The following is a 23,814-nucleotide window of genomic DNA, read 5'->3' as shown; positions in this document are numbered from 1 at the left end:
TTTGGTAAAACGTTTTATCATCATCTCTGTTTCGAACTGTTGCTGTCTTCTATCAATCAGGGTACAGGAGTCGTTATGGCGGCTAATACATCACAAAAAGTTACGCTTTGGGAGTTTTTTCAAAACCTTGGCAAAACCTTCATGCTACCGGTGGCGCTGCTGTCATTCTGCGGGATCATGCTCGGTATCGGCAGTTCTTTAAGCAGCCATGACGTAGTCACATTAATTCCTGCGCTGGGTAATCCGGTGCTGCAACTGATTTTTGTCTGGATGAGCAAAGTCGGCTCCTTCGCCTTCAGCTTCCTGCCGGTCATGTTCTGTATCGCCATTCCGCTGGGCCTTGCGAGCGAAAATAAAGGCGTTGCCGCCTTCGCCGGTTTTGTCGGTTACGTGGTGATGAACCTCGGGGTCAACTTCTGGCTAACAGCCAAAGGTATTTTGCCAACCACCGATGCTGCGGTCTTAAAAGCGAACAATATTCAGAACGTACTGGGCATTCAGTCTATCGATACCGGCATTCTTGGCGCCGTTATCGCCGGCGTGATTGTGGCGATGCTTCACAAACGCTTCCACAATATCCGCCTGCCGGACGCGCTGGCCTTCTTCGGCGGCACCCGTTTTGTGCCCATTATCACCACCGTGGTAATGGGTCTGGTCGGTCTGGTTATTCCGTTGATCTGGCCGGTGTTCGCCGCCGGGATCACCGGCATCGGCAATCTGATTAACAGCGCTGGCGTATTCGGCCCGATGATTTTCGGTACCGGCGAACGCCTGCTGCTGCCATTTGGCCTGCAACATATTCTGGTGGCGTTGATTCGCTTTACCGAAGCTGGCGGCACAATGGACGTTTGCGGCCACAGCGTCAGCGGCGCGCTAACTATCTTCCAGGCGCAACTGAGCTGCCCAACGGTTCACGGTTTCTCTGAAAGCGCGACCCGCTTCCTTTCTCAGGGCAAAATGCCAGCCTTCCTGGGCGGTCTGCCCGGTGCGGCACTGGCGATGTACCACTGCGCGCGTCCGGAAAACCGCCATAAAATTAAAGGCCTGCTGATTTCCGGCGTGATTGCCTGCGTGGTTGGCGGCACCACTGAACCGCTGGAATTCCTGTTCCTGTTCGTAGCACCCGTGCTGTATCTCATTCACGCCCTGTTAACCGGCCTGGGCTTTACGATGATGGCGGTTTTGGGAGTGACTATCGGCAATACCGACGGCAACGTTATCGACTTTGTGGTGTTCGGTATTCTGCACGGCCTGTCCACCAAGTGGTATATGGTGCCGGTTGTAGGAGCTATCTGGTTTGCGGTGTACTACGGCATCTTCCGCTTCGCCATCACCCGCTTTAACATCAAAACGCCGGGCCGCGATATCGATACGACCAGCAGCGCAGAAAGAGCGCTTGCCGGACAGGTGGGCAAATCCGGTTACAATGTTCCGGCAATGCTTGCAGCGCTGGGCGGCGCAGAGAACGTCGTCACGCTGGATAACTGCATCACACGCCTGCGTATGACGGTGAAAGATATGACGCTGGTTGATAGCGCCGCGCTGAAAAACCTTCGCGCCATCGGCGTTGTGCAGCTAAATCAGCACAACCTGCAGGTGGTGATTGGGCCGCAGGTTCAGTCGGTGAAAGATGAAATGGCAAGCCTGATGAGTACAGCGCAGGCGTAAACCAAAGAACGGGCGCCGCGGTGCCCGTTTTTCTGTGAGGTGTTATGTTTGATTTCTCCGTACCCGTTGACCGCCACGGCACATGGTGCACCCAGTGGGATTACGTGGCGGACCGTTTTGGCGCGGCCGATTTACTTCCCTTTACCATCTCCGATATGGATTTCCCAACCGCCCCGGTGATTCTCTCGGCCCTGCAACAGCGCCTTACGCATGGCGTGCTCGGCTACAGCCGCTGGAAGAATGACGATTTTATCGGCGCGATTACGCACTGGTATCAAAAACGCTTTGACAGCGTTATCGACCCTGAAAGCCTGGTCTACGGTCCGTCCGTTATTTATATGGTTTCGCAGCTCATACGTCAGTGGTCGGAACCGGGCGACGCGGTGCTTATCCACACGCCGGCCTATGACGCGTTTTATAAAGCAATTGAAGGCAACAAGCGTCAGGTATTCAGCGCGCCGCTGCAAAATACCGCCGCAGGCTGGCTGTGCGACATGAAGGCCCTTGAGGCTCAGCTCGCAAAACCTGAATGCAAAATCATGCTGCTGTGCAGCCCGCAAAACCCGACGGGTAAAGTCTGGACGCGCGCTGAGCTGCAAACCATGGCGGAGCTGTGCGCGCGTCACAACGTTCGCGTTATCAGCGATGAAATCCATATGGATATGGTCTGGGAAGGCCATCAGCACACGCCCTGGTGCAAAGTGGGCAAAGGTTCATGGGCGCTGTTCACCTCCGGTTCAAAGAGCTTTAATATCCCCGCGCTGACCGGTGCTTACGGGCTGATTAACGATGAACGCGATCGTCAGGACTATCTGAGCGTACTGAAAGGTCAGGACGGACTTTCTTCTCCGGCGGTGCTGGCGCTGGTTGCGCACATTGCCGCCTACCGCGAAGGCGAGCCCTGGCTTGATGCCCTGCGCGCTTACCTGCAAAGCAACCTTGCCTGTGTCGCAAGAGCCCTGAACGGCGAGTTTGCGCAACTCAACTGGCAGCCGCCGCAGTCAACATACCTGGCGTGGATCGACCTCCGCCCGCTCGGTCTTGACGATGAAGCTTTACAAAAAGCGCTAATCGAGCAGCAAAAAGTCGCCATCATGCCGGGATATACCTACGGCGTTGAGGGCAAGGGATTTATTCGACTCAATGCGGGCTGCCCGCGAGTGAAGCTTGAAGAAGGCGTTAAGCGATTGATCGCCGCCATTAAATCCCTGCAATAAATCGATGGGGAGGCCGCTCCCCTTTTATTTGCGCAACTTATTGTTACCGGCGGATAGCATTTTGCCGGTGAATGTTTTTATACTATTACGCACTTTAATCAAAAAAAGAGTGCGACCATGATTGATACCACCCTGCCGTTAACCGATTTGCACCGCCACCTTGATGGCAATATTCGTGCGCAAACCATCCTCGATCTGGGCCGCCAGTACAATCTGCCGCTTCCGGCAACCTCCATTGAAGCCTTAATCCCGCATGTTCAGGTGGTTGAAACCGCGCCGGATCTGGTGAGTTTTCTCTCGAAGCTTGACTGGGGCGTAAAGGTTCTCGCCACGCTCGACGCCTGCCGCCGCGTTGCATGGGAAAATATTGAAGACGCCGCCCGTAACGGCCTGCATTATGTCGAGCTGCGTTTCTCGCCGGGCTATATGGCGATGACGCACAATCTGCCTGTTGCAGGCGTCGTTGAAGCGGTTATCGAAGGCGTGCGTGAAGGCTGTCGCGATTCCGGCGTCGAAGCCCGTTTGATTGGCATTATGAGCCGTACCTTCGGAGAAGCTGCCTGTCAGGCCGAGCTGGAAGCCCTGCTCGCTCATCGGGATCGGATAACCGCGCTGGATCTGGCGGGCGATGAGTTAGGTTTTCCCGGCAGCCTGTTCCTGAACCACTTTAACCGTGCACGTGATGCGGGCTGGCACATCACCGTCCACGCCGGCGAAGCGGCTGGCCCGGAAAGCATCTGGCAGGCGATTCGCGAACTGGGCGCTGAGCGCATTGGTCACGGCGTTAAGGCGATTGAAGATCCCGCGTTAATGGATTTTCTGGCAGAGCAAGGAATCGGCATTGAATCCTGCCTGACGTCTAATATTCAGACCAGCACCGTGCCTTCTTTGGATAAACATCCGCTGATTAAATTCCTCGACCATGGCGTGCTGGCTACCATCAACACCGACGACCCGGCGGTGCAGGGCATCGATATTGTTCATGAATATACCGTTGCAGCACCTCAGGCGGGCCTGAGCGCGGCACATATTCGTACCGCGCAGGAGAACGGTTTAAAAATTGCCTTCCTGAGCGAGGCTGAAAAGCAGGCGCTAGTCGCTAAAGTGCGCGCTGCTTAATCACTGCGGCAGCTCAGGTCAGGAAGCTGACTCAAGCTGCCGTTTTTCTTTTGCCGTTTTACGCGCATAGCGCTGCGCCAGAACTGCGCAAACCATTAGCTGGATCTGGTGGAAAATCATCAGCGGCAGCACCATCATCCCCACCGCGCTCGCCGGGAATAACACGTTTGCCATCGGCACGCCGTTGGCGAGGCTTTTCTTCGAGCCGCAAAACACAATGGTAATTTCATCGGCGGTATTAAAGCCCAGCAGCCGCGCGGCGCAGGTATTGACTACCAGCACAATAGCCAGCAGCACAATCGAGCAACCCAGCACGCCCAACAGCGCATAGCCGTCGACCTGATGCCAGATCCCCTGCACTACCGCTTCACTGAACGCCACATACACCACCAGCAGAATGGAAGAGCGATCCGTCAGGCTGATAAGCTTTTTATGTTTATCCACCCAGCGGCCAATCAGCGGGCGCGACAGATGACCAATCACAAACGGCACCATCAGTTGCATGATGATTTTGCCAATCGCATGCAGGGTATCCGTCGCGCCTTCCTGAGTGTTCATCAATGCGCCAACCAATACCGGCGACAGGAAAATACCCAGAATACTGGAAGCCGAGGCGCTGCAAACCGCAGCCGCCACGTTACCGCCGGCGACGGAAGTAAATGCGATAGCCGACTGAACCGTTGCCGGTAACGCACAAAGATAAAGAAAGCCCATGTAAAGCGGCTGGCTGAGAATAGCTGGCGACAGGAACCCCATCGCCAGACCAAGCAGCGGGAATAGCGCAAAGGTGCTGAGAAACACCACCAGATGTAGCTTCCAGTGCCCCATCCCGGCCACAATAGCGTCACGGGAAAGCTTTGCGCCGTGCATAAAGAACAGCAGCGCTATGGCAGCCGCGGTCAGGTATTCAAATCCTGTTTTGACGACGCCTTCACAGGGAAAGAGCGAGGCCACCGCCACAACAGCAATCATGACCAGTAAAAACTTATCGATTTTCAGACGCTGCAACCAACCCATTACCTGTCCTTCATTCGTGTTTACGGGGCTCATATAACGATAAACCCGGCTATCCTCCCGACAGGAAGAAAACCGGGTAAGCCGTTAAACTTATTTAGCCAGATTCAGCGTCGCTCGTTTTTTCGCCGACTCGATGCCCAGTTCGATAAGTTCCATTACCTGAATCGCCTGCGCTGCCGGCACCGGGTTCTCGCCGTGGCCTGTCAGCGCGTCGCGAATTGCGGCGTAGTAAGCCGGGTAGTTCCCCGGAACCGTGAGCAGCGTTTGTTCTACCATCGCTTCTCCCACGGCCTGGGTCAGCACGCCGTCGCGCATATCATAGCCCCAGTCCTCCTGCGGCAAACGATCGCCCGCTTTCAGACGGTCTTCCTGCGGATCCAGGCCATATTTAATGTAGCTGCCGCGGGTGCCGTGAACGATATAACGCGCAGATTCAGCGGCGGCAAGCAGCGAACCGTGCAGCACAATGCGGCGCTGCGGATAAGCCAGCACGGCGTGAAAATAATCCGTTGCCTGAGCACCCGGACGAAGCTGCGCCAGATCGACGGTTAAGCTCACCGGCAGGCCGAAAAGATTAAGGGCCTGATCGATAAGATGCGGCCCCAGATCGTACCAGATCCCGCTGCCAACGCCCGCCTGTTCGCGCCAGCGGTTACGCACCTGCGGACGGAAGCGGTCGAAATGGGATTCGAAATAGGCGACTTCGCCCAGCGTGCCATCGGCAAGCAGCGTTTTCAGCGTCAGGAAATCGCTGTCCCAACGGCGGTTATGGAACACGGAAAGCAGCAGGCCGCGGCTTTTCGCCAGCGCATCCAGTTCCCGGGCTTGTGACAACGTCACGGTGAACGGCTTATCGACCACTACATGTTTGCCCGCCTCAAGCGCAGCTTTCGCCAGCGGGAAGTGGGTATCGTTGGGAGTAGGAACCACAATGAGGTCGATATCAGGATCGTTAAACAGATGATGCGGATCGGAAACAACGGGCATGTTCGGCCAGTCCGCATGGACTTTGGTTTCATCACTGCTGGAAACCGCCGCAAGCTCCATTCCCGGCGTGCCGACAATGAGTGGCGCATGAAAAGTCTTACTGGCATAACCGTAACCGATTAGTCCGACACGAATATTATCACTCATTTGTATTCCTCACTTTTATGGACGTCCTCATTTGACACCATCCCTTCCAGTGTAACAACAGGTAGTTTAATTGTTGCGTGTTGGTTGAGCACTTGCCAGGCCTTGTGGCCGTGAATGCCAAAAGTGATACGCTTCGCAAATATGAAACCGGTTTCGGAAACCGGTTGCAGCCATTCAGCTGCGCTGCCTACACTGCCCTGGTCGAGTCAACTCAAGGAGCGTAGTCATGTCAGCTTTTCCGCAACACTTTCTTTGGGGTGCCGCAACCGCGGCGTATCAGGTTGAAGGCGGTTACGATGCCGATGGCAAAGGCCCGTCAATCTGGGATGTCTTTGCCCACCAGCCCGGCACCACTTATCAGGGCACCAACGGCGATGTCGCCGTCGACCACTACCACCGCTTCCGTGAAGATGTGGCTTTAATGGCCGAGCAGGGACTGCAAAGTTACCGATTCTCTCTTTCCTGGCCACGTCTATTCCCGCAAGGGCGCGGTGAAGTCAACGAAGCCGGGGTGAAGTTCTATAGCGACCTGATTGATTGTCTGCTTGAAAACAACATTGAGCCCATGATCACCCTTTATCACTGGGATCTGCCGCAGGCGTTACAGGATGAAGGCGGCTGGGAAAACCGCGCCACTGCGGATGCCTTTGTTGAATATGCCCGCCTTTGTTACGCCCGTTTTGGCGACCGCGTGAAGCTCTGGTCAACGTTTAACGAAACCGTAGTATTCATTGGACACGGTTATATTACCGGCAGCCACCCGCCTTCAGTGCGCGATCCCGCCCGCGCAATCCAGGCCTGCCACCATGTCTTTGTTGCTCATGCTGGCGCGGTTAAAGCGTTCCGCGCGGGCCAAATAGCGGGCACGATAGGCTTCGTGAATGTTTTGCAGACCCATACGCCGCTTACGGATTCCGCAGAAGATAAACAGGCCGCAGAGCTGGCCGATGGCATCTGGACTCACTGGCTCTACGACCCGGTATTAAAAGGCGAATACCCCGCCGACCTGTTAGCCAAAGCCCGGGCGCTGTGGAACGTGCCGCAATTTGCAGCAGGCGATGAACAATTACTGAAAGAAAATATCTGTGATTTTATCGGGCTTAACTATTACAAACGCGAAACCGTTGCTGCAAATAACCAGCAAACGCATTTGCAGGCCAATCACAGCGGTGAGCGTAATAGCGGCCATGAGTTTGGGTTTAAAGATTTATTTAAATTCGTCCGCAACCCCACCGGCGTTTATACCGACTGGGACTGGGAAATTTACCCACAAGGATTAACCGACGGTATTTTGCAAATCAAAGCCCGTTATGGCGATATTCCGATGTATATCACCGAAAATGGCCTTGGCGCTAAGGATCCTATTATCGACGGTGAAATTGTTGATGACCCGCGCATCGATTATTTAAAAATACATATCGATGCTATCGAAACCGCCATGCAGCAAGGCGCTGACGTGCGTGGCTATTATCCCTGGTCGTTTATCGATCTGCTAAGCTGGCTCAACGGTTATCAGAAGCAGTACGGCTTTGTTTATGTCGACCATCAAAATGGGCTCGCCCGTAAACGTAAGAAAAGTTTCTTCTGGTATCAGCAACTGATTGCCAGTCGCGGTGAAAAAAGATAATTAAATAATCGAATAAATCAGGCGTGTTAAAACGCCTGATTTATTTTTGCGTTGCGCTCAAGGAAAAGTCCTAAATAAGCCGGTTATGGATAAATGCGTTAAAGAAAATGGCGGCTGTGCGTTTATATTCGGGCAAAGCAAACGACACAGTTTGCAAACCGGATGCTAATTTATGTATGGATACTTCCCCTATGACAGCGCAAGACTATTTAATTAAATTCAGAAAAATTACTACCCTGGAAAGTCTGGAAAAATTGTTCGACCACCTCAATTACAGCCTCACCGATAACAACGACATCATCAACATGTACCGCGCAGCGGATCATCGTCGCGCCGAACTGGTATCCGGCGGCCGTCTTTTTGACCTCGGCTGCGTGCCGAAATCCGTGTGGCGTTACGTCGTGTAACGGCTTGCGGGTAGCATTACGCGTAAAAAGTCTTATAATCCCCCCGCCTTATGTCACACATAAGAAACGCATTTCGTTATTTTGCATTCGGGAGGCTACATGACTATCACGCAAGCACCGCGTATTGCAGGCTGGCTTATCGCCCCTCTCGCCTGGCTGCTGTTGACTTTACTCAGCAGTTCCATCGCGCTGGTCATCTATTTGATGATGCTTATCTCTCCTGAAAGCCATCGTTTGATGAACGCCCAGGGGCACAATATGGTGCTGTTCTGGTACTTCTCGGTGGCCTGCGCGATTGCCATGTGGGGTTACACCGTATGGCTGACCGTAGCCTTTTTCAAACGTCGTAAAAACGTCGTGCGTCATTATATTCTCTGGTTACTGATTTCGGTGCTGTTGGCCATTAAAGCGTTTGCCTTTTCCCCGGTCAGTGACGACCTCGCCTTACGCCAACTTTTGTTCCCGCTGCTCGCAGCCTCATTGCTGGTGCCTTACCTCAAACGCTCGCAGCGCGTGAAGCAAACCTTTATTAATCCGTAATAACCCTATAAATACTCTGTTGTCGTCGCTTATTTTTTCGCCGATAATGGACGGCTTTTTTTGTTTCAGGTTAGAAAATGACAGATTACTTGCTGCTCTTTGTTGGTACGGTGCTGGTCAATAACTTCGTGTTGGTGAAGTTTTTGGGGCTATGCCCGTTTATGGGCGTTTCCAAAAAACTGGAGACCGCCATCGGCATGGGGCTTGCTACCACTTTTGTATTAACGCTGGCTTCTGTTTGCGCCTGGGTTATTAACGACCTGATCCTGATCCCGCTGGATTTGGTCTATTTGCGTACCCTTGCCTTTATTCTGGTTATCGCAGTCGTGGTGCAGTTCACCGAAATGGTGGTCAGAAAAACCAGCCCTGCCCTTTATCGCTTATTAGGGATATTTTTACCGCTTATTACCACTAACTGCGCGGTGCTGGGCGTGGCGCTGTTAAACGTCAACCTTGGCCATAACTTTCTGCAATCGGCGTTGTACGGTTTCTCCGCAGCGATAGGGTTTTCACTGGTGATGGTGCTGTTCGCGGCTATTCGCGAACGTCTCGCCGTGTCTGACGTGCCTGCTCCGTTCAAAGGCAACGCCATTGCCCTGATTACCGCCGGTTTAATGTCGCTGGCGTTTATGGGCTTTAGCGGGCTGGTGAAGTTCTGATGAGTACCGTCTGGATTGCTGTTATCGCGATTACCCTGTTGGGACTGGCCTTTGGCCTGATTCTGGGGTATGCCTCGCGCCGCTTCGCCGTTGAAGAAGATCCGATCGTCGAAAAAGTCGAGGAGTTGCTGCCGCAAAGCCAGTGCGGGCAATGCGGCTATCCCGGCTGTCGGCCTTATGCCGAAGCGGTGGCCAATAACGGCGCAAAAATAAATCTCTGCGCTCCGGGCGGCGAGGCGGTAATGCAAAAAATCGCTACCCTGCTGAACGTCGATCCGCAGCCTATCGAAGGCGATGAATCTGCCCTCGCCCCCGCGCGTATGCTGGCCGTTATTGACGAAGCCAACTGTATAGGCTGCACGAAGTGCATCCAGGCCTGCCCTGTTGACGCCATCGTAGGAGCTACGCGTGCAATGCACACCGTTATGAGCGACCTTTGCACCGGCTGCAATCTGTGTGTGGACCCCTGTCCGACGCGCTGTATCGACCTGGTCCCGGTCGTCGCCACCACTGAAAGCTGGAAATGGGATCTCCAGACCATTCCGGTTCGTAATATCCCGGTGGAGCAACATGCTTAATTTCTTCAAACGCTTTAATAAAGACCGCATCTGGGATTTCGACGGCGGCATTCATCCGCCGGAGATGAAAAGCCAGTCCAACGGCACGCCGTTGCGCCAGGTTCCCTTGTCTAAACAGTTCGTACTTCCGCTTAAGCAGCATATCGGCGCTGAGGGCGAACTGTGTGTGAAAGCCGGCGACGTTGTGCTGCGCGGCCAGCCGCTGACCAAAGGTCGCGGCAGAATGCTGCCGGTTCACGCGCCAACTTCAGGCACCGTTACGGCGATTGCTCCGCACTCCACGGCGCACCCTTCGGCTCTTGCCGAGCTGAGCGTAATTATCGACGCCGACGGAAAAGACACCTGGATTGAGCGGGACGGCTGGGCTGACTACCGTTGCCGCAGCCGCGAAGCTTTAGTCGAACGCATTCATCAGTTCGGCGTTGCGGGACTGGGCGGCGCGGGCTTCCCGACCGGGAATAAGTTGCAGGGCGGCGGCGATAAAATCGATACGCTGATTATTAACGCCGCCGAGTGCGAGCCGTACATCACCGCGGACGATCGTCTGATGCAGGACTGCGCCGCGCAGATTGTCGAGGGCATCCGCATTCTTGCCCACATTCTGCAACCGCAGCGCGTGTTAATCGGTATTGAAGACAACAAACCGCAGGCGATTTCCATGCTGCGCGCGGTGCTTGCTGATTCCCACGATATTCAGCTACGCGTGGTGCCGACTAAATATCCTTCCGGCGGCGCGAAACAGCTTACGCAGATCCTCACCGGCAAACAGGTTCCCCACGGCGGCCGCTCTTCGGATATTGGCGTACTGATGCAGAACGTCGGTACGGCTTATGCGGTAAAACGCGCAATCATTGACGGCGAGCCGTTGACCGAGCGCGTTGTAACGCTCACCGGTGAAGCCGTTGCTCAGCCGGGCAACGTCTGGGCCCGTCTGGGAACGCCGGTTCGCCATCTGCTAGATTTCGCCGGTTTCCGTCCGGGCCCAGAGCAGCAGGTCATTATGGGCGGCCCGCTGATGGGCTTTAGCCTGCCCTGGCTTGACGTGCCGGTGGTAAAAATCACTAACTGCCTGCTGGCCCCTTCGGCAAACGAAATGGGCGAGCCGGGCGAAGAGCAAAGCTGCATCCGCTGTAGCGCCTGTGCGGACTCCTGCCCGGCGGACCTTCTTCCGCAGCAGTTGTACTGGTTCAGCAAAGGTCAGCAGCACGACAAAGCCACCGCGCACAATCTTAAAGACTGTATCGAATGCGGCGCGTGCGCTTACGTTTGCCCAAGTAATATCCCGCTGGTGCAGTATTTCCGTCAGGAAAAAGCAGAGATCCGCGAAATTGAAATGGAGGCAAAACGTACCACAGAAGCCAAGGTACGCTTTGAAGCGCGCAAAGCACGTCTGGAGCGTGAAAAAGCCGCGCGCCTTGAGCGCCACAAACAGGCCGCGGTCAAGCCTTCGGATAAAGATAGCGATGCAATTCAGGCTGCTCTTGCCCGCGTAAAAAGCAAGAAAGCCGCCAGCAACGAACCGATTATTGTGCAGGCCGGAAGCAAGCCGGATAACAGCGAGACGATCGCCGCCCGTGAAGCCCGAAAAGCTCAGGCGCGAGCAAAGCAGGCTGAAAAAGCGCAGCAGGTGGAAATCAACGAAACCGCAGCAGCCGATCCGCGTAAAGCCGCCGTTGAAGCGGCTATCGCTCGCGCCAAAGCGCGTAAAGCGGCGCAGGCAAGCAGCGAGCCTGTTGAAGAAGCCGCACCTGTCGAGCCTGCCGATCCGCGCAAAGCCGCCGTTGAAGCGGCTATCGCTCGCGCCAAGGCGCGTAAAGCGGCGCAGGCAAGCAGCGAGTCTGTTGAAGAAGCCGCGCCTGTCGAGCCAGCCGATCCGCGCAAAGCCGCCGTTGAAGCGGCTATCGCTCGCGCCAAGGCGCGTAAAGCGGTTCAACAGGAAGAAGCCAAAGAAGCAGGATCTACAGAAGAACAAGACCCAAGAAAAGCGGCTGTCGCTGCGGCGATCGCCCGCGTACAGGCACGCAAAGCCGCTCAGCAGATGGTGCCAGAGGATTAAATGGTTTTTAAAATCGCAAGCTCTCCCTATACCCATAACCAGCGCAGCACCTCAAAAATTATGCTGCTGGTCACTTATGCCGCTTTACCGGGCATCGCGGCGCTGTGTTTCTGGTTTGGCTGGGGTAGCCTGATTCAGATTGCGCTTGGCGTTCTCAGCGCTGTTGCTGCCGAAGCGCTGGTGGTGAAGTTACGTAAACAGTCGCTGCGACTTACGCTTGGCGATAATTCTGCTGCGTTGACCGGCCTGCTGCTGGGAGCCAGTATTCCGCCGCTCGCTCCGTGGTGGATGGTGATTCTCGGAACAGTTTTTGCGGTAATTATCGCCAAACAACTTTATGGCGGACTGGGCCATAACCCGTTTAACCCGGCGATGATCGGCTACGTTGTGCTGCTGATTGCCTTCCCGGTGCAAATGACCTCCTGGCTGCCGCCACAGTCTATTGCCGCTACGGTGCCGGGCATCACTGATATTCTGCACGTTATCTTTACCGGCAGCACGGCGGTGGGCGATACCATGACGCAACTGCGCATGGGCGTGGATGGCATAAGCCAGGCAACGCCGCTCGATACTTTCAAAACCGGGGTTCGCGCGGGCCACCAGGCTGCGGATTTGCTCAATACGCCCATCTACGGCGGCGTGCTGGCCGGGCTTGGCTGGCAATGGATAAATATGGCGTTTATGGCGGGCGGCGCGTTCCTGCTATGGCGCGGCACTATCCGCTGGCATATCCCGGTCAGTTTTCTGCTGGCGCTGACCCTTTGCGCAACGCTTGGCTGGGTATTTTCACCGGAGAAATGCGTTTCGCCCGTCATTCATCTTTTCTCTGGCGCGACGATGTTTGGTGCTTTTTTCATTCTTACCGACCCGGTTACCGCATCGACAACCAACCGCGGACGCCTGATTTTTGGCGCTCTGGCAGGTTTGCTGGTGTGGTTGATTCGGACCTGGGGCGGTTATCCGGACGGGGTGGCTTTTGCTGTGCTGCTGGCGAATATCACCGTGCCGCTGATTGATTATTACACCCGTCCGCGCGTCTACGGCCATCGTTAAGGAATCGTCATGCTGAAAACAATGAAAAAACATGGCGTTACGCTGGCAATTTTCGCCGCGCTGGCAACCGGGCTGACGGCTGTGGTCAACGAGCTGACGAAGCCGACTATCGAACGTCAGGCTGCTTTGCAGCAAAAATTATTATTCGATCAGGTTTTGCCTGCCGACATGTACGATAACGACATCCAGCAGAGCTGTGTCCTTGTCAGCGATCCGCAACTGGGTGCGGGCGAGCGTCAGATGTATATTGCGCGCAAAAGCGACGAGCCGGTTGCCGTGGTGATGGAAGTGACCGCTCCCGACGGCTATTCCGGCGCAATCCAACTGCTGGTCGGCGCAGATTTCAAAGGCAAAGTACTGGGCACTCGCGTTACTGAACACCACGAAACGCCTGGCCTTGGCGATAAAATCGAGCTTCGCCTGAGCGACTGGATCACCCATTTTTCCGGAAAAACTATCCAGGGTGCGGACGACGCAGCCTGGGCGGTGAAGAAAGACGGCGGGCAGTTTGACCAGTTTACCGGCGCGACCATTACGCCGCGCGCGGTAGTCAACGCGGTCAAACGCGCAGGGCTTTTCGCCCAAACGCTCCCGCCGCGTTTGTCACAATTATCATCCTGTGGAGCACAACCATGAGTGATGTAAAAGAAATTCTGGTGCAGGGCCTGTGGAAGAATAACTCCGCCCTGGTGCAGCTATTAGGACTTTGCCCGCTGCTTGCCGTAACCTCTACGGCTACCAATGCGCTGGGTTTGGGTCTGGCCACTACGCTTGTGCTCACCTTAACTAACGCCGCCGTTTCCGCCCTGCGCCGTTGGGTACCCTCAGAGATTCGTATCCCCATTTACGTGATGATTATCGCATCGGTAGTCAGTACCGTTCAGATGCTTATTAACGCCTACGCGTTCGGGCTGTACCAGTCCCTTGGGATCTTTATCCCGCTGATTGTCACCAACTGCATTGTGATTGGGCGCGCGGAGGCTTTTGCGGCAAAAAGTAGCGTGCCGCTGGCCGCGCTGGACGGCTTTGCAATCGGCCTTGGGGCTACCAGCGCGATGTTCGTGCTGGGTTCCCTGCGTGAAATTATCGGTAACGGCACGCTGTTTGACGGTGCGGATGGCCTGCTCGGCAACTGGGCGAAAGCCTTGCGCATTGAAATTTTTCATACGGATACGCCTTTCCTGCTGGCAATGTTGCCGCCGGGCGCCTTTATTGGGCTCGGTTTAATGCTGGCAGTTAAATACCTTATCGATGAAAAGATGAAGGCTCGTCGCGCCGCTAAAAGCGTGGCGGTGAAGGGAAATGCAGAGCAGGCATAAGGAAGCACGATGAACAAAACTAAGCGGCTGGAGATCCTCACGCGTCTGCGCGATAACAACCCCAACCCAACGACTGAACTACAGTTCAGCTCCCCTTTCGAGCTGTTGATTGCCGTGCTGCTTTCCGCACAGGCAACGGATGTGAGCGTAAATAAGGCCACAGCCAAACTTTATCCGGTGGCTAACACGCCGCAGGCCATGCTTGATTTGGGCGTGGAAGGCGTGAAGTCGTATATCAAAACCATCGGCCTGTTTAACAGCAAAGCGGAAAACGTGATTAAAACCTGCCGCATGTTGCTGGAGTTGCATCAGGGTGAAGTGCCTGAAGACCGCGCGGCGCTGGAAGCGCTGCCCGGCGTTGGCCGCAAAACGGCTAACGTGGTGCTGAATACCGCTTTCGGCTGGCCGACAATCGCCGTGGATACGCATATTTTCCGCGTTTGTAACCGGACTAACTTCGCTCCGGGCAAAAACGTCGAACAGGTGGAAGATAAGCTGCTTAAAGTGGTTCCTGCAGAATTTAAAGTTGACTGCCATCACTGGCTGATTTTGCATGGCCGTTATACCTGTATTGCCCGCAAACCGCGCTGCGGCTCATGCATTATTGAAGATTTGTGTGAATACAAAGATAAAACCGACACATAATTTCTGTCTCTGGGTCAGGCAACTGACGGTCTGCCCCTAAACGATCTTTACACCCACCTTAAATACGACCATTAACAATGGTTTGTTTCACAAACCTTTGCGATGCCGTTTATATCCTGTTGAAGATAATCACCTCACCAGGTTAATCGTTTTTTTACGATAAGAATTTTCTATATATATGTGACACAGATCACTTTGATAACTCCATGTTAATTTTTGGTCATTTTTTTGTCGAAGATTCATGGCGATCGTTATTGATACGCGATATGAACCAATACATTAAACTGGATGTTTCTTAATGACTGGCCCATATCACTGCCTTTAAGCTTAAACAGCAGGACATATCACTAACGCGGTTCTTTCGGCCTGGCTTAAGAGATATTTACTCTGTAAAGATTCAAATATTAAAATTTAACGCTGAATAACATTTCTCTGAAAAGAGCATTATCCCGCCCAGGATATATGTAACAGAGTATTGCAAACCTCTTGCCTGATGCCTGCAGATAGTGAACATTACCCGCCGTTTCCCCCTCCCTTCATAACAATAAAGTGAATGTCACAGGGCATCACGCTTATAAAACTCCTGTTAAAGTGGGATGTAAAAAAAGAGGTATATGTGTCGACTGCAAACAATAAACCAGCAGAAAGCGTTAGCCTGAACGCTTTCAAACAACCGAAATCGTTTTATCTGATTTTCTCAATCGAACTTTGGGAACGTTTTGGTTTCTATGGCCTACAGGGCATTATGGCCGTCTATCTGGTCAAAATGCTCGGGATGTCCGAGGCGGACTCCATCACGCTGTTCTCATCCTTTAGCGCGCTGGTTTACGGCATGGTCGCTATCGGCGGCTGGCTGGGTGACAAAGTTCTCGGCACCAAACGCGTCATCGTGCTCGGTACTATCGTACTGGCCGTTGGCTACGCGCTTGTCGCTTTCTCCGGCCACAATGCCGGCATCGTTTATATGGGTATGGCGACTATCGCCGTAGGTAACGGCCTGTTTAAGGCTAACCCTTCCTCCCTGCTTTCCACCTGCTATGAGAAAGATGACCCGCGTCTTGATGGCGCCTTTACCATGTACTACATGTCCATCAACATCGGCTCTTTCTTCTCCATGCTGGCGACGCCGTGGCTTGCCGCGAAGTTCGGCTGGAGCGTGGCGTTCTCGCTGAGCTTTGTGGGCATGCTGATTACGCTTGTGAACTTCATGTTCTGCAAAAAATGGGTTAAAGACTACGGTTCCAAACCTGACTTTGAGCCGGTTCACTTCGGTAAGCTTGCTGCCACTATCGCCGGCGTCGTTATTCTGGCGACCGTCGCTACCTGGCTGCTGCACAACCAGGGCATCGCGCGCATGGTGCTTGGCGTGGTTGCGCTGGGTATCGTGATTATCTTCGCGAAAGAAGCTATCGCCATGAAAGACGCCGCGCGTCGTAAGATGATAGTAGCGTTCGTACTGATGATGCAGGCTATCGTCTTCTTCGTGCTCTATAGCCAGATGCCAACGTCGTTGAACTTCTTCGCTATCCGTAACGTTGAGCATGCCATTTTAGGCATCACCTTCCAGCCGGAGCAATTCCAGGCGCTGAACCCGTTCTGGATTATGATCGGCAGCCCTATTCTTGCCGCTATCTATAACAAAATGGGCGACCGCCTGCCGATGCCGCACAAGTTCGCTATCGGCATGGCGCTGTGCTCCATGGCGTTCCTCGTGCTGCCGCTGGGCGCAAAATTCGCCTCCGACGCGGGTATCGTTTCCGTAAGCTGGCTGGTGCTGAGCTACGCGCTGCAGAGCATCGGCGAGCTGATGATTTCCGGTCTGGGTCTGGCAATGGTTGCGCAACTGGTTCCACAGCGCCTGATGGGCTTTATCATGGGTAGCTGGTTCCTGACTACCGCTGGCGCTGCCATCATCGCCGGTAAGGTCGCCAACCTGATGGCCGTGCCTGATAACGTCACCGACCCGCTGCAGTCTCTGGCCGTGTATGGTCATGTCTTCATGCAGATTGGTATCGCGACCGGCGTTATCGCCGTGCTGATGTTTGCCATCGCGCCGAAGCTGAACCGCATGACGCACAGCGATGAGATCGAAAGCGCTAAGAAAACCGTCACCGCGTAATGTAGCGGGAAACATTTGATTTTCAGCCGTTAGCTTCACTGTTAACGGCTTTTTTTTTGCCTGTATGGGGACTAACATGAAGTACCGTAGCGCCCACAGGAGTTTAGTAATGAAACTGTATTATAAAGCTGGTGCCTGTTCCCTCTCCCCTCATATCGTCCTGCGCGAAACCGGCATTGACTTCTCGCTGGTCAAAGTTGATTTGGCGAACAAGAAAACCGAAGCGGGAGATGATTATCTTGAGATTAACGCCAAGGGCCAGGTTCCCGCGCTGGTGCTTGATGACGGCTCGCTGCTCACCGAAGGCGTCGCCATCGTCCAGTTCCTGGCCGACAAAGTTCCCGATCGTCAACTCCTTGCGCCCGCCGGCAGCATGACGCGTTACCACACGCTCGAATGGCTTAACTATATCGCAACCGAACTGCATAAAGGTTTTACGCCGCTGTTCAACCCCGCCACGCCTGAAGAGTACAAAGTGATTGCCCGTAAAGCGCTGGAGAAAAAGCTGCAGTACGTAAATGAAGAGCTGAACGATAAACAGTGGCTGATGGGCCTGCGTTTTAGCGTGGCGGATGCCTACCTGTTTACCGTACTGCGCTGGGCGTACGCCGTTAAGCTTGAGATGAACGGACTGAGCAACATAGAGGCATTTATGGCGCGCATGAAGGCACGCCCGGCTGTCGAAGCGGCTCTGGCTGCGGAAGGTTTATAGTAAAACGCCCTCGATACGAGGGCGTTATTTTTACAGCTTAACCGCCGTAAAATAGTGTTCAGGCTTCGCAATGCCTTCCTGGGCGGCCACCAGTTGCAGTTCGTACTCGCCCATTTTTTTGGTCACCGCCATTACGTCATAAACTGCGGCGGTTACGTGTTCCAGCGCTTCACGCAGCGTGGCGCCCTGTAGCAATTTCACGAGCAACAGCCCGCTTGTGACATCGCCGACGCCGACTGGCTGACGCTCGCCAAAATCCACCAGCGGGCGGTGAATATGCCACGCTTCTTCCGCCGTCACCAGCAGCATTTCAAAACGATCCTGCTGATAGCCCGCGCGCGCCAGATGTTTCACCAGCACGATTTGCGGCCCCTGAGCGATAAGTTCGCGTGCGGTGCTTACAGCCTCTTCAACCGAGTTCACGGCGTGACCGCTCAGGATTTCAAGCTCCAGCAGGTTAGGCGCGATAATGTCGCTTGCAGGCAGGGCGCAGCGCGTATGGAACTCTGCAACGCCTGGCGCCACGATACAGCCTTTTTCCGGATGCCCCATTACAGGATCGCAAAAGTACTTCGCATTCGGGTTCGCCGCTTTCACCTGACGCACGATAGACAGAATATGTTCGCCCTGCTCGGCTGAGCCAAGGTAGCCGCTCAGCACCGCATCACAGCGCTGTAGCTGGCCGATATCCGCAATCCCCTGCACGATGTCGCTGAGGTGGCTGGCAGGCATGACGCTGCCGGTCCATTTCCCGTATTGGGTATGATTGGAAAACTGAACCGTATTCAACGGCCAGACGTTGGCGCCCAGTCGGCGCATTGGGAATTCGGCGGCACTATTGCCGGCGTGACCGAATACCACATGAGACTGGATGGCAAGGATGTTTTTCATTTCTAATCCGGATCAACAGCTTGTTGTGTTTATGGCAAAAATAAAGGGCGTGGATTGCAATCCTACGCCCTTCTGGTCTTTCTTAATTACTTCCAGCAAACGAGGCAGTAATTTTTCTTACCCCGACGCAGCAAGGTGTAGCGATTGAACAAAATATCGCTGTCGGCAAAAGTGTATTCCGGGTCGGCCTGCTTTTCACCGTTAATGGTGATAGCGTTCTGGGCGATGGTTTTACGAGCCTGCCCGCGTGAAGGCTGCAGTTCGGAGTCCACCAGCGCCTGCTGCAGGTCCGCACCGCGCTCCAGTTCAACCATCGGTACGCCATCCTGCGCCAGTTGGGCGAAATCGGCTTCAGTCAGACTGCTCAGATTGCCGTTAAACAGGCTGCTGGTAATACGCTTCGCAGCGCTCAGGCCCTCTTCGCCGTGCACCAGACGAGTAACTTCCTCAGCCAGCACGTACTGAGCGCGAGGCGCGGTACCGCTGTTTTTGTCTTCTTCTTCCAGCCCGTTGATTTCTTCAAGGCTCATGAAGGTGAAGAACTTCAGGAAGCGGTAAACGTCAGCGTCCGCGGTGTTAATCCAGAACTGATAGAACTTGTACGGGCTGGTTTTCTTCGGATCCAGCCACACCGCGCCGCCTTCGGTTTTGCCGAATTTGGTGCCGTCAGATTTGGTGATCAGCGGAACGGTCAGACCAAACGTCTGCTGCTGATGCAGACGGCGAGTCAGGTCGATGCCGGAGGTGATGTTGCCCCACTGGTCAGAACCGCCGATTTGCAGCACAACGCCGTGCAGCTTGTTCAGGCACGCGAAGTCATAGCCCTGCAGCAGGTTGTAGGAGAACTCGGTAAAGGAGATCCCCACGTCGTCGCGGTTCAGACGCTGCTTCACCGCTTCTTTGTTAATCATCTGGTTAACAGAGAAGTGCTTGCCGATATCACGCAGGAAAGTCAGCACGTTCATGCCGCCAAACCAGTCGTAGTTGTTGGCCGCAATGGCGGAGTTTTCACCGCAGTCAAAATCGAGGAACGGCGCGACCTGACGGCGAATTTTTTCTACCCACTCGTGAACCGTATCTTCGGTATTGAGCTTACGCTCAACGGCTTTAAAGCTTGGATCGCCGATAAGACCCGTTGCGCCCCCTACCAGGGCCACTGGCTTGTGGCCGGCTTCCTGGAATCGTTTCAGACACAGCAGCGGAACCAGATGGCCCAAGTGCAAGCTGTCAGCGGTAGGATCGAAGCCGCAATAGAGCGCGATTGGCCCTTGCGCCAAACGCTGCGCTAACGCTTCCTCATCCGTTACCTGAGCCACCAGGCCCCGCTCTTGCAATTGTTTTATCAAATTGATGCTTGCCATCAAATTCTCCATGTATTTACGACTGCACCTTTGCCGGTACACGGCTTTTCGCCTGCTGGCGAAAGGAGTTAAATTCTTAAGGGGACATAGAATAAAGCGCCAGCCCACGGAGTGCCAGCGCTTAACGCAATAATTCCTCAGCGTTATGGGGCGAGGCGGTCGATTTTCCAGGCATCCCCTTCGCGCTGGTATAAAAAGCGATCGTGCAGGCGATGTTCGCCGCCCTGCCAGAATTCCATTTGGTCTACAGAAACCCGGTAGCCGCCCCAGAAACTCGGCAGCGGGATATCGCCCTGCTGGAATTTTTGTTTGAGTTCGAGGAATTTGCTCTCCAGCACCCCGCGTGCGGAAATACGGCTGGATTGTTTAGACACCCATGCGCCAATCTGGCTGTCACGCGGGCGGCTGTGAAAGTATTTCACCACTTCAAGCGTTGACAGGCGTTCTGCCGTGCCCTGCACCATGACCTGGCGGTCAAGCATATGCCAGGGAAAATGCAGGCTGATGCGCGGGTTGTTTTCCAGATGATGAGCTTTGCGTGAACCGAGGTTGGTGTAGAACACCAGGCCGCGTTCGTCGAAATGTTTGAGCAGCACGATACGCTGATACGGCTGGCCGTTTTCATCAACGGTCGCCACCACCATCGCGGTGGGATCGGCAAGTTTTGCTTCACAGGCCTGGCCAAGCCAGCGTTCAAAGAGGTCGAGAGGCTTGTCGGTAAGATCGCGGCGGCGCAGGCCACCTTTGGTGTATTCACGGCGCAGATGCGCAATCTGTTGCAAAGAGTCGTTATCAGACATGGCGTTACGTCAGGCTAGAATCAGGTGGAACTATTGTGCGCTCCACCCTGAGAAATCTCAACGCCGGGGATTTTGTAGCTGGCAATTATTGAGCACAACGGTGTCTTTGCGATAAACGGTAGCGCTGTCGCCTTTAGACCAGAAGACATAAACGCCGTCGGTATAACGCGCGCCGGAGGCTGACAGCCCTTGCGTCAGCGACAGGTAATCGTTGTTATAAACGAAGTTAACCATCTGCTTGTTGTTATTAAGCTTCACGGTGAGCGGCTTTTCGTCACACTGGTATTGCTGCGTGTCGGTTTGCATCCGTTCCACGAAGGAGTTGTAGTAGCTACAGCCGGCAAGCAGCATCGGAATCGTGGCAACAAGTAATTTTTTCATCTGCGTATCCTGAAGATCTTCTTATCCCTGGAGGGGCTCAGCCCTCCCTTTTCTTCTTCAGTGTAGAGACTCTGGGGTGAAGATAATTTCAGTTAACTCTGATTATGCCGGAGGTTGGCGGGAAAAATCGCGCCCAGCACGCTCGCCTCGGATGCGCCGGTTACGGAAGGTAAATTTCCCGGCAAACCGGACATAGTACGGTAGGCAAGCCATGCGAATGCCAGCGCTTCCATATCGTCACCGCTGATGCCTGACTCATCGGTGGAACCCACTTCTGTGCCGGGTAATAAACCTGCCAGACGCGCCATTAAAAGCGGGTTACGGCTCCCGCCGCCGCAGACCATCAGACGCTCACAACCCCCGCTTAACAGCACCTGCTCGGATATCGTAACGGCGGTAAGCTCGGTAAGGGTTGCCTGGATATCTTCGCTGGCAAGGCCCGGGAAGGCGGTAAGATGGCGCTCAAGCCAGCCAAGATTGAAATACTCACGTCCGGTGCTTTTTGGCGCAGGCGCGGCAAAATAAGGGTCGCTCAGCATTTGCTGTAGCAGCGGCAGAATGATTTTTCCGCTGCTCGCCCACTGGGCGTCTTTATCGTAAGGCTTGCCTTTTTGACGCCAAATCCACGCGTCCATCAGCATATTGCCAGGCCCGGTGTCATAACCCTTCACCGCGTGACCCGGAATCAACAGCGAAAGATTCGCGATGCCGCCGATATTGAGCACCATGCGGCGTTCTGTAGGATGCGCAAGCAGCGCATGGTGGAAAGCTGGCACCAGCGGCGCGCCCTGCCCGCCAAGGGCCATATCCCGACGACGAAAATCGCCTACGACGGTCACGCCCGTTAGCGCGACTATCTGATTGTTGTCGCCAATTTGCAACGTGTGCGCCGCGTCCCCCTGCGGTTCATGCCAGACAGTTTGCCCGTGGCAACCAATAGCGGTTACATCCTCACGGGTAAGACTTTGTTGATCCATCAGGATTTGGACGGCCTGCGCAAAGAGTTTACCGAGGCGATTGTCAAGCTGGCCAAGCTGAGAGAGCGTAAGCTGCTGGCCCTGGCAAATAGCCAGAACGGCATTTTTTATATCCAGAGGAATGGGATGGCTGTAGCTGGCAAGCTGAACGACCAGATGTTCATCAATGGCCGCTAAAACAACATCTATGCCATCGAGACTGGTGCCCGACATCACGCCGATATAACGACCAGATTTCATCTGTTACTCCTGTAAACCGCGCCGATTGAGAGAAATACTCCACCATAAACTAACACTTAATACGATGATTTATTAATATTTTTTAACAGCATCGCGACCTGAAGGAGTATTTATTTTCCGATCAAGGCCGCGGATACAACCGTTTACTTCCGGTTAAGGGCGGCTCTTTTATTATTTTTACATTCACTGTGCTGAACTAAAATGAAATTTCGCACCTAAATACCATATAATTTACCCATGAAGGATGCTCGCTTGGGCGTTTCCAGATGAACAGGAGATTCATAAAATGATTTCACGTGTATTGGTTGTTTCGTTAGTTGGCTTATCTTTAGCGGGTTGTGTCAATGACAGCTCACTTTCTGGTGATGTCTATAAAGCTTCTGATGCAAAGCAGGTACAGAGCGTAACCTACGGCACCGTGGTCAACGTTCGTCAGGTGCAGATCCAGGGGGGCGATGACTCCAACGTGATTGGCGCAATCGGTGGTGCGGTATTGGGCGGTTTCCTGGGGAATACCGTAGGCGGCGGTACCGGTCGTTCACTGGCAACGGCTGCCGGTGCCGTTGCAGGGGGCGTTGCAGGCCAGGGCGTTCAGGGCGCGGTAAACAAAAGCCAGGGCGTTGAGCTCGAAATCCGTAAAGATGACGGCAACAGCATCATGGTGGTGCAAAAACAAGGCAGCAGTAAATTCTCCGCAGGTCAGCGCGTTGCTATTGCCGGTAGCGGTAATCAGCTAACCGTTTCGCCACGTTAAGAATGATTTAATAAAAAAGGCCTGCTCAGCAGGCCTTTTTTATTGGTTGGCTTAGTCACGCGCCTGGAGTTCGATAATATTCTGCTCAAGACGGCTAATAAGATTAATCAACAGGCTTAATTCATCCGCGCTGATGCCGGATAAAATTTCCCCGCGCGTTTGATTGATCACATGTTCCATCTCGGTAATGATCGGCATAGCGCGTTCGGTAAGCTTGATTCGTTTTGCCCGGCGATCGTTTGCGCAGGTCTGGCGTGATATCAACCCTTTCTCTTCAAGTTGATCAAGCGTTCTGACCAATGAAGGCTGCTCGATGCCAATCGCTTTGGCCAACTGAATCTGTGACTGCTCGGGCGGTAGCTGATGAATATTATGCAGCGTTACCCAGTGTGTCTGTGTCAATTCCAGAGGTTTCAGGCGATGGTCAATAAGAGCACGCCAGATGCGTACCAGCCGGGCCAAATCTGATCCTAATGGCGTTTCCAATTTCATCTCCTTATAATTAGCTTGCTAACTTATTATACTGATTTTAGACTATTG

The 23,814-nt window shown here is 54.1% G+C and carries 24 protein-coding genes; 16 read left to right on the top strand and 8 right to left on the bottom strand.

What is annotated here, in order from left to right; all coding sequences use genetic code 11:
• The first annotated feature begins 75 nt into the window (after positions 1-75).
• From malX to add, 3 genes are all read left to right on the top strand, one after another.
• Positions 76-1,668: a maltose/glucose-specific PTS transporter subunit IIBC gene (malX, locus tag MUA00_RS18280; RefSeq protein ID WP_271124417.1), complete on the top strand. Its 1,593-nt coding sequence runs from the start codon at positions 76-78 to the stop codon at positions 1,666-1,668.
• Between the two features lie 44 nt (positions 1,669-1,712).
• Positions 1,713-2,885 carry a MalY/PatB family protein gene (locus MUA00_RS18275; RefSeq protein ID WP_271124416.1) on the top strand — a complete coding sequence of 391 codons (1,173 nt, stop codon included), beginning with the start codon at positions 1,713-1,715 and terminating at the stop codon, positions 2,883-2,885.
• Between the two features lie 117 nt (positions 2,886-3,002).
• Complete coding sequence (gene add / locus MUA00_RS18270; protein WP_271124415.1) at positions 3,003-4,004, top strand: adenosine deaminase; 1,002 nt, start codon at positions 3,003-3,005, stop codon at positions 4,002-4,004.
• An 18-nt stretch (positions 4,005-4,022) separates the two neighbouring features.
• Here the strand turns inward: add and MUA00_RS18265 are convergent, their stop codons facing one another.
• Both MUA00_RS18265 and MUA00_RS18260 read right to left on the bottom strand, forming a co-directional pair.
• On the bottom strand, positions 4,023-5,021 hold the full coding sequence (locus MUA00_RS18265; protein ID WP_271124414.1) for a bile acid:sodium symporter family protein: 999 nt from the start codon (positions 5,019-5,021) through the stop codon (positions 4,023-4,025).
• A gap of 90 nt (positions 5,022-5,111) precedes the next feature.
• Positions 5,112-6,155, bottom strand: coding sequence for an oxidoreductase (locus MUA00_RS18260; RefSeq protein WP_271124413.1), 1,044 nt, complete (start codon positions 6,153-6,155; stop codon positions 5,112-5,114).
• A 226-nt stretch (positions 6,156-6,381) separates the two neighbouring features.
• Between MUA00_RS18260 and MUA00_RS18255 the strand changes: the two genes are divergently transcribed.
• The 12 genes from MUA00_RS18255 to gstA all read left to right on the top strand — a co-directional run bounded on the left by MUA00_RS18255 (position 6,382) and on the right by gstA (position 17,870).
• On the top strand, positions 6,382-7,782 hold the full coding sequence (locus MUA00_RS18255) for a GH1 family beta-glucosidase (protein ID WP_271124412.1): 1,401 nt from the start codon (positions 6,382-6,384) through the stop codon (positions 7,780-7,782).
• Between the two features lie 191 nt (positions 7,783-7,973).
• On the top strand, positions 7,974-8,189 hold the full coding sequence (gene ydgT / locus MUA00_RS18250; RefSeq protein WP_271124411.1) for a transcription modulator YdgT: 216 nt from the start codon (positions 7,974-7,976) through the stop codon (positions 8,187-8,189).
• A 99-nt stretch (positions 8,190-8,288) separates the two neighbouring features.
• Entirely contained in the window at positions 8,289-8,729 is a 441-nt protein-coding gene (locus tag MUA00_RS18245) for a DUF2569 domain-containing protein (RefSeq protein WP_271124410.1), read from the top strand.
• A gap of 77 nt (positions 8,730-8,806) precedes the next feature.
• On the top strand, positions 8,807-9,388 hold the full coding sequence (gene rsxA, locus MUA00_RS18240) for an electron transport complex subunit RsxA (protein ID WP_271124409.1): 582 nt from the start codon (positions 8,807-8,809) through the stop codon (positions 9,386-9,388).
• A complete protein-coding gene (rsxB, locus tag MUA00_RS18235) occupies positions 9,388-9,966 on the top strand; it encodes an electron transport complex subunit RsxB (protein WP_271124408.1) in 579 nt (192 codons plus the stop codon). The genes rsxA and rsxB overlap by 1 nt, the downstream gene beginning before the upstream one ends.
• Positions 9,959-12,022, top strand: a complete 2,064-nt coding sequence (gene rsxC / locus MUA00_RS18230; RefSeq protein WP_271124407.1) for an electron transport complex subunit RsxC — start codon at positions 9,959-9,961, stop codon at positions 12,020-12,022. Before rsxB ends, rsxC begins: the two co-directional genes overlap by 8 nt.
• Complete coding sequence (gene rsxD / locus MUA00_RS18225; protein ID WP_271124406.1) at positions 12,023-13,075, top strand: electron transport complex subunit RsxD; 1,053 nt, start codon at positions 12,023-12,025, stop codon at positions 13,073-13,075. It abuts the gene before it with no gap.
• 9 nt (positions 13,076-13,084) lie between these two features.
• Positions 13,085-13,711, top strand: a complete 627-nt coding sequence (gene rsxG / locus MUA00_RS18220; RefSeq protein ID WP_271124405.1) for an electron transport complex subunit RsxG — start codon at positions 13,085-13,087, stop codon at positions 13,709-13,711.
• A complete protein-coding gene (locus tag MUA00_RS18215; RefSeq protein WP_271124404.1) occupies positions 13,708-14,394 on the top strand; it encodes an electron transport complex subunit E in 687 nt (228 codons plus the stop codon). Before rsxG ends, MUA00_RS18215 begins: the two co-directional genes overlap by 4 nt.
• A gap of 9 nt (positions 14,395-14,403) precedes the next feature.
• A complete protein-coding gene (gene nth, locus MUA00_RS18210; protein WP_271124403.1) occupies positions 14,404-15,039 on the top strand; it encodes an endonuclease III in 636 nt (211 codons plus the stop codon).
• A 616-nt stretch (positions 15,040-15,655) separates the two neighbouring features.
• Positions 15,656-17,158 (top strand): dipeptide/tripeptide permease DtpA, encoded by a 1,503-nt coding sequence (dtpA, locus tag MUA00_RS18205; protein ID WP_271124402.1) that lies wholly within the window; start codon positions 15,656-15,658, stop codon positions 17,156-17,158.
• 109 nt (positions 17,159-17,267) lie between these two features.
• The gene (gene gstA / locus MUA00_RS18200; protein ID WP_271124401.1) at positions 17,268-17,870 is read left to right on the top strand and encodes a glutathione transferase GstA; all 603 of its coding nucleotides are present in this window, start codon (positions 17,268-17,270) and stop codon (positions 17,868-17,870) included.
• Positions 17,871-17,900: 30 nt separating this feature from the next.
• Here gstA and pdxY read toward each other — a convergent pair whose 3' ends face one another.
• The 5 genes from pdxY to anmK all read right to left on the bottom strand — a co-directional run bounded on the left by pdxY (position 17,901) and on the right by anmK (position 22,520).
• Positions 17,901-18,761: a pyridoxal kinase PdxY gene (pdxY, locus tag MUA00_RS18195; protein WP_271124400.1), complete on the bottom strand. Its 861-nt coding sequence runs from the start codon at positions 18,759-18,761 to the stop codon at positions 17,901-17,903.
• An 86-nt stretch (positions 18,762-18,847) separates the two neighbouring features.
• Positions 18,848-20,122 carry a tyrosine--tRNA ligase gene (gene tyrS / locus MUA00_RS18190; protein ID WP_271124399.1) on the bottom strand — a complete coding sequence of 425 codons (1,275 nt, stop codon included), beginning with the start codon at positions 20,120-20,122 and terminating at the stop codon, positions 18,848-18,850.
• Positions 20,123-20,265: 143 nt separating this feature from the next.
• A complete protein-coding gene (gene pdxH / locus MUA00_RS18185; protein WP_271124398.1) occupies positions 20,266-20,922 on the bottom strand; it encodes a pyridoxamine 5'-phosphate oxidase in 657 nt (218 codons plus the stop codon).
• A gap of 57 nt (positions 20,923-20,979) precedes the next feature.
• Positions 20,980-21,303: a C-type lysozyme inhibitor gene (gene mliC, locus MUA00_RS18180; protein WP_271124397.1), complete on the bottom strand. Its 324-nt coding sequence runs from the start codon at positions 21,301-21,303 to the stop codon at positions 20,980-20,982.
• A gap of 92 nt (positions 21,304-21,395) precedes the next feature.
• Entirely contained in the window at positions 21,396-22,520 is a 1,125-nt protein-coding gene (anmK, locus tag MUA00_RS18175; RefSeq protein WP_271124396.1) for an anhydro-N-acetylmuramic acid kinase, read from the bottom strand.
• Positions 22,521-22,806: 286 nt separating this feature from the next.
• Here anmK and slyB point away from each other — a divergent pair, with 286 nt between their 5' ends.
• Positions 22,807-23,274 carry an outer membrane lipoprotein SlyB gene (gene slyB / locus MUA00_RS18170; protein WP_271124395.1) on the top strand — a complete coding sequence of 156 codons (468 nt, stop codon included), beginning with the start codon at positions 22,807-22,809 and terminating at the stop codon, positions 23,272-23,274.
• A 51-nt stretch (positions 23,275-23,325) separates the two neighbouring features.
• On the opposite strand, the gene slyA is transcribed toward slyB, so the two are convergent.
• On the bottom strand, positions 23,326-23,766 hold the full coding sequence (slyA, locus tag MUA00_RS18165; RefSeq protein WP_271124394.1) for a transcriptional regulator SlyA: 441 nt from the start codon (positions 23,764-23,766) through the stop codon (positions 23,326-23,328).
• Positions 23,767-23,814 lie beyond the last annotated feature (48 nt).

Source organism: Dryocola boscaweniae (genome assembly GCF_025215095.1).
GTDB classification, from domain to species: domain Bacteria; phylum Pseudomonadota; class Gammaproteobacteria; order Enterobacterales; family Enterobacteriaceae; genus Dryocola; species Dryocola boscaweniae.
This window is presented reverse-complemented; position numbering and strand designations above follow the sequence as displayed.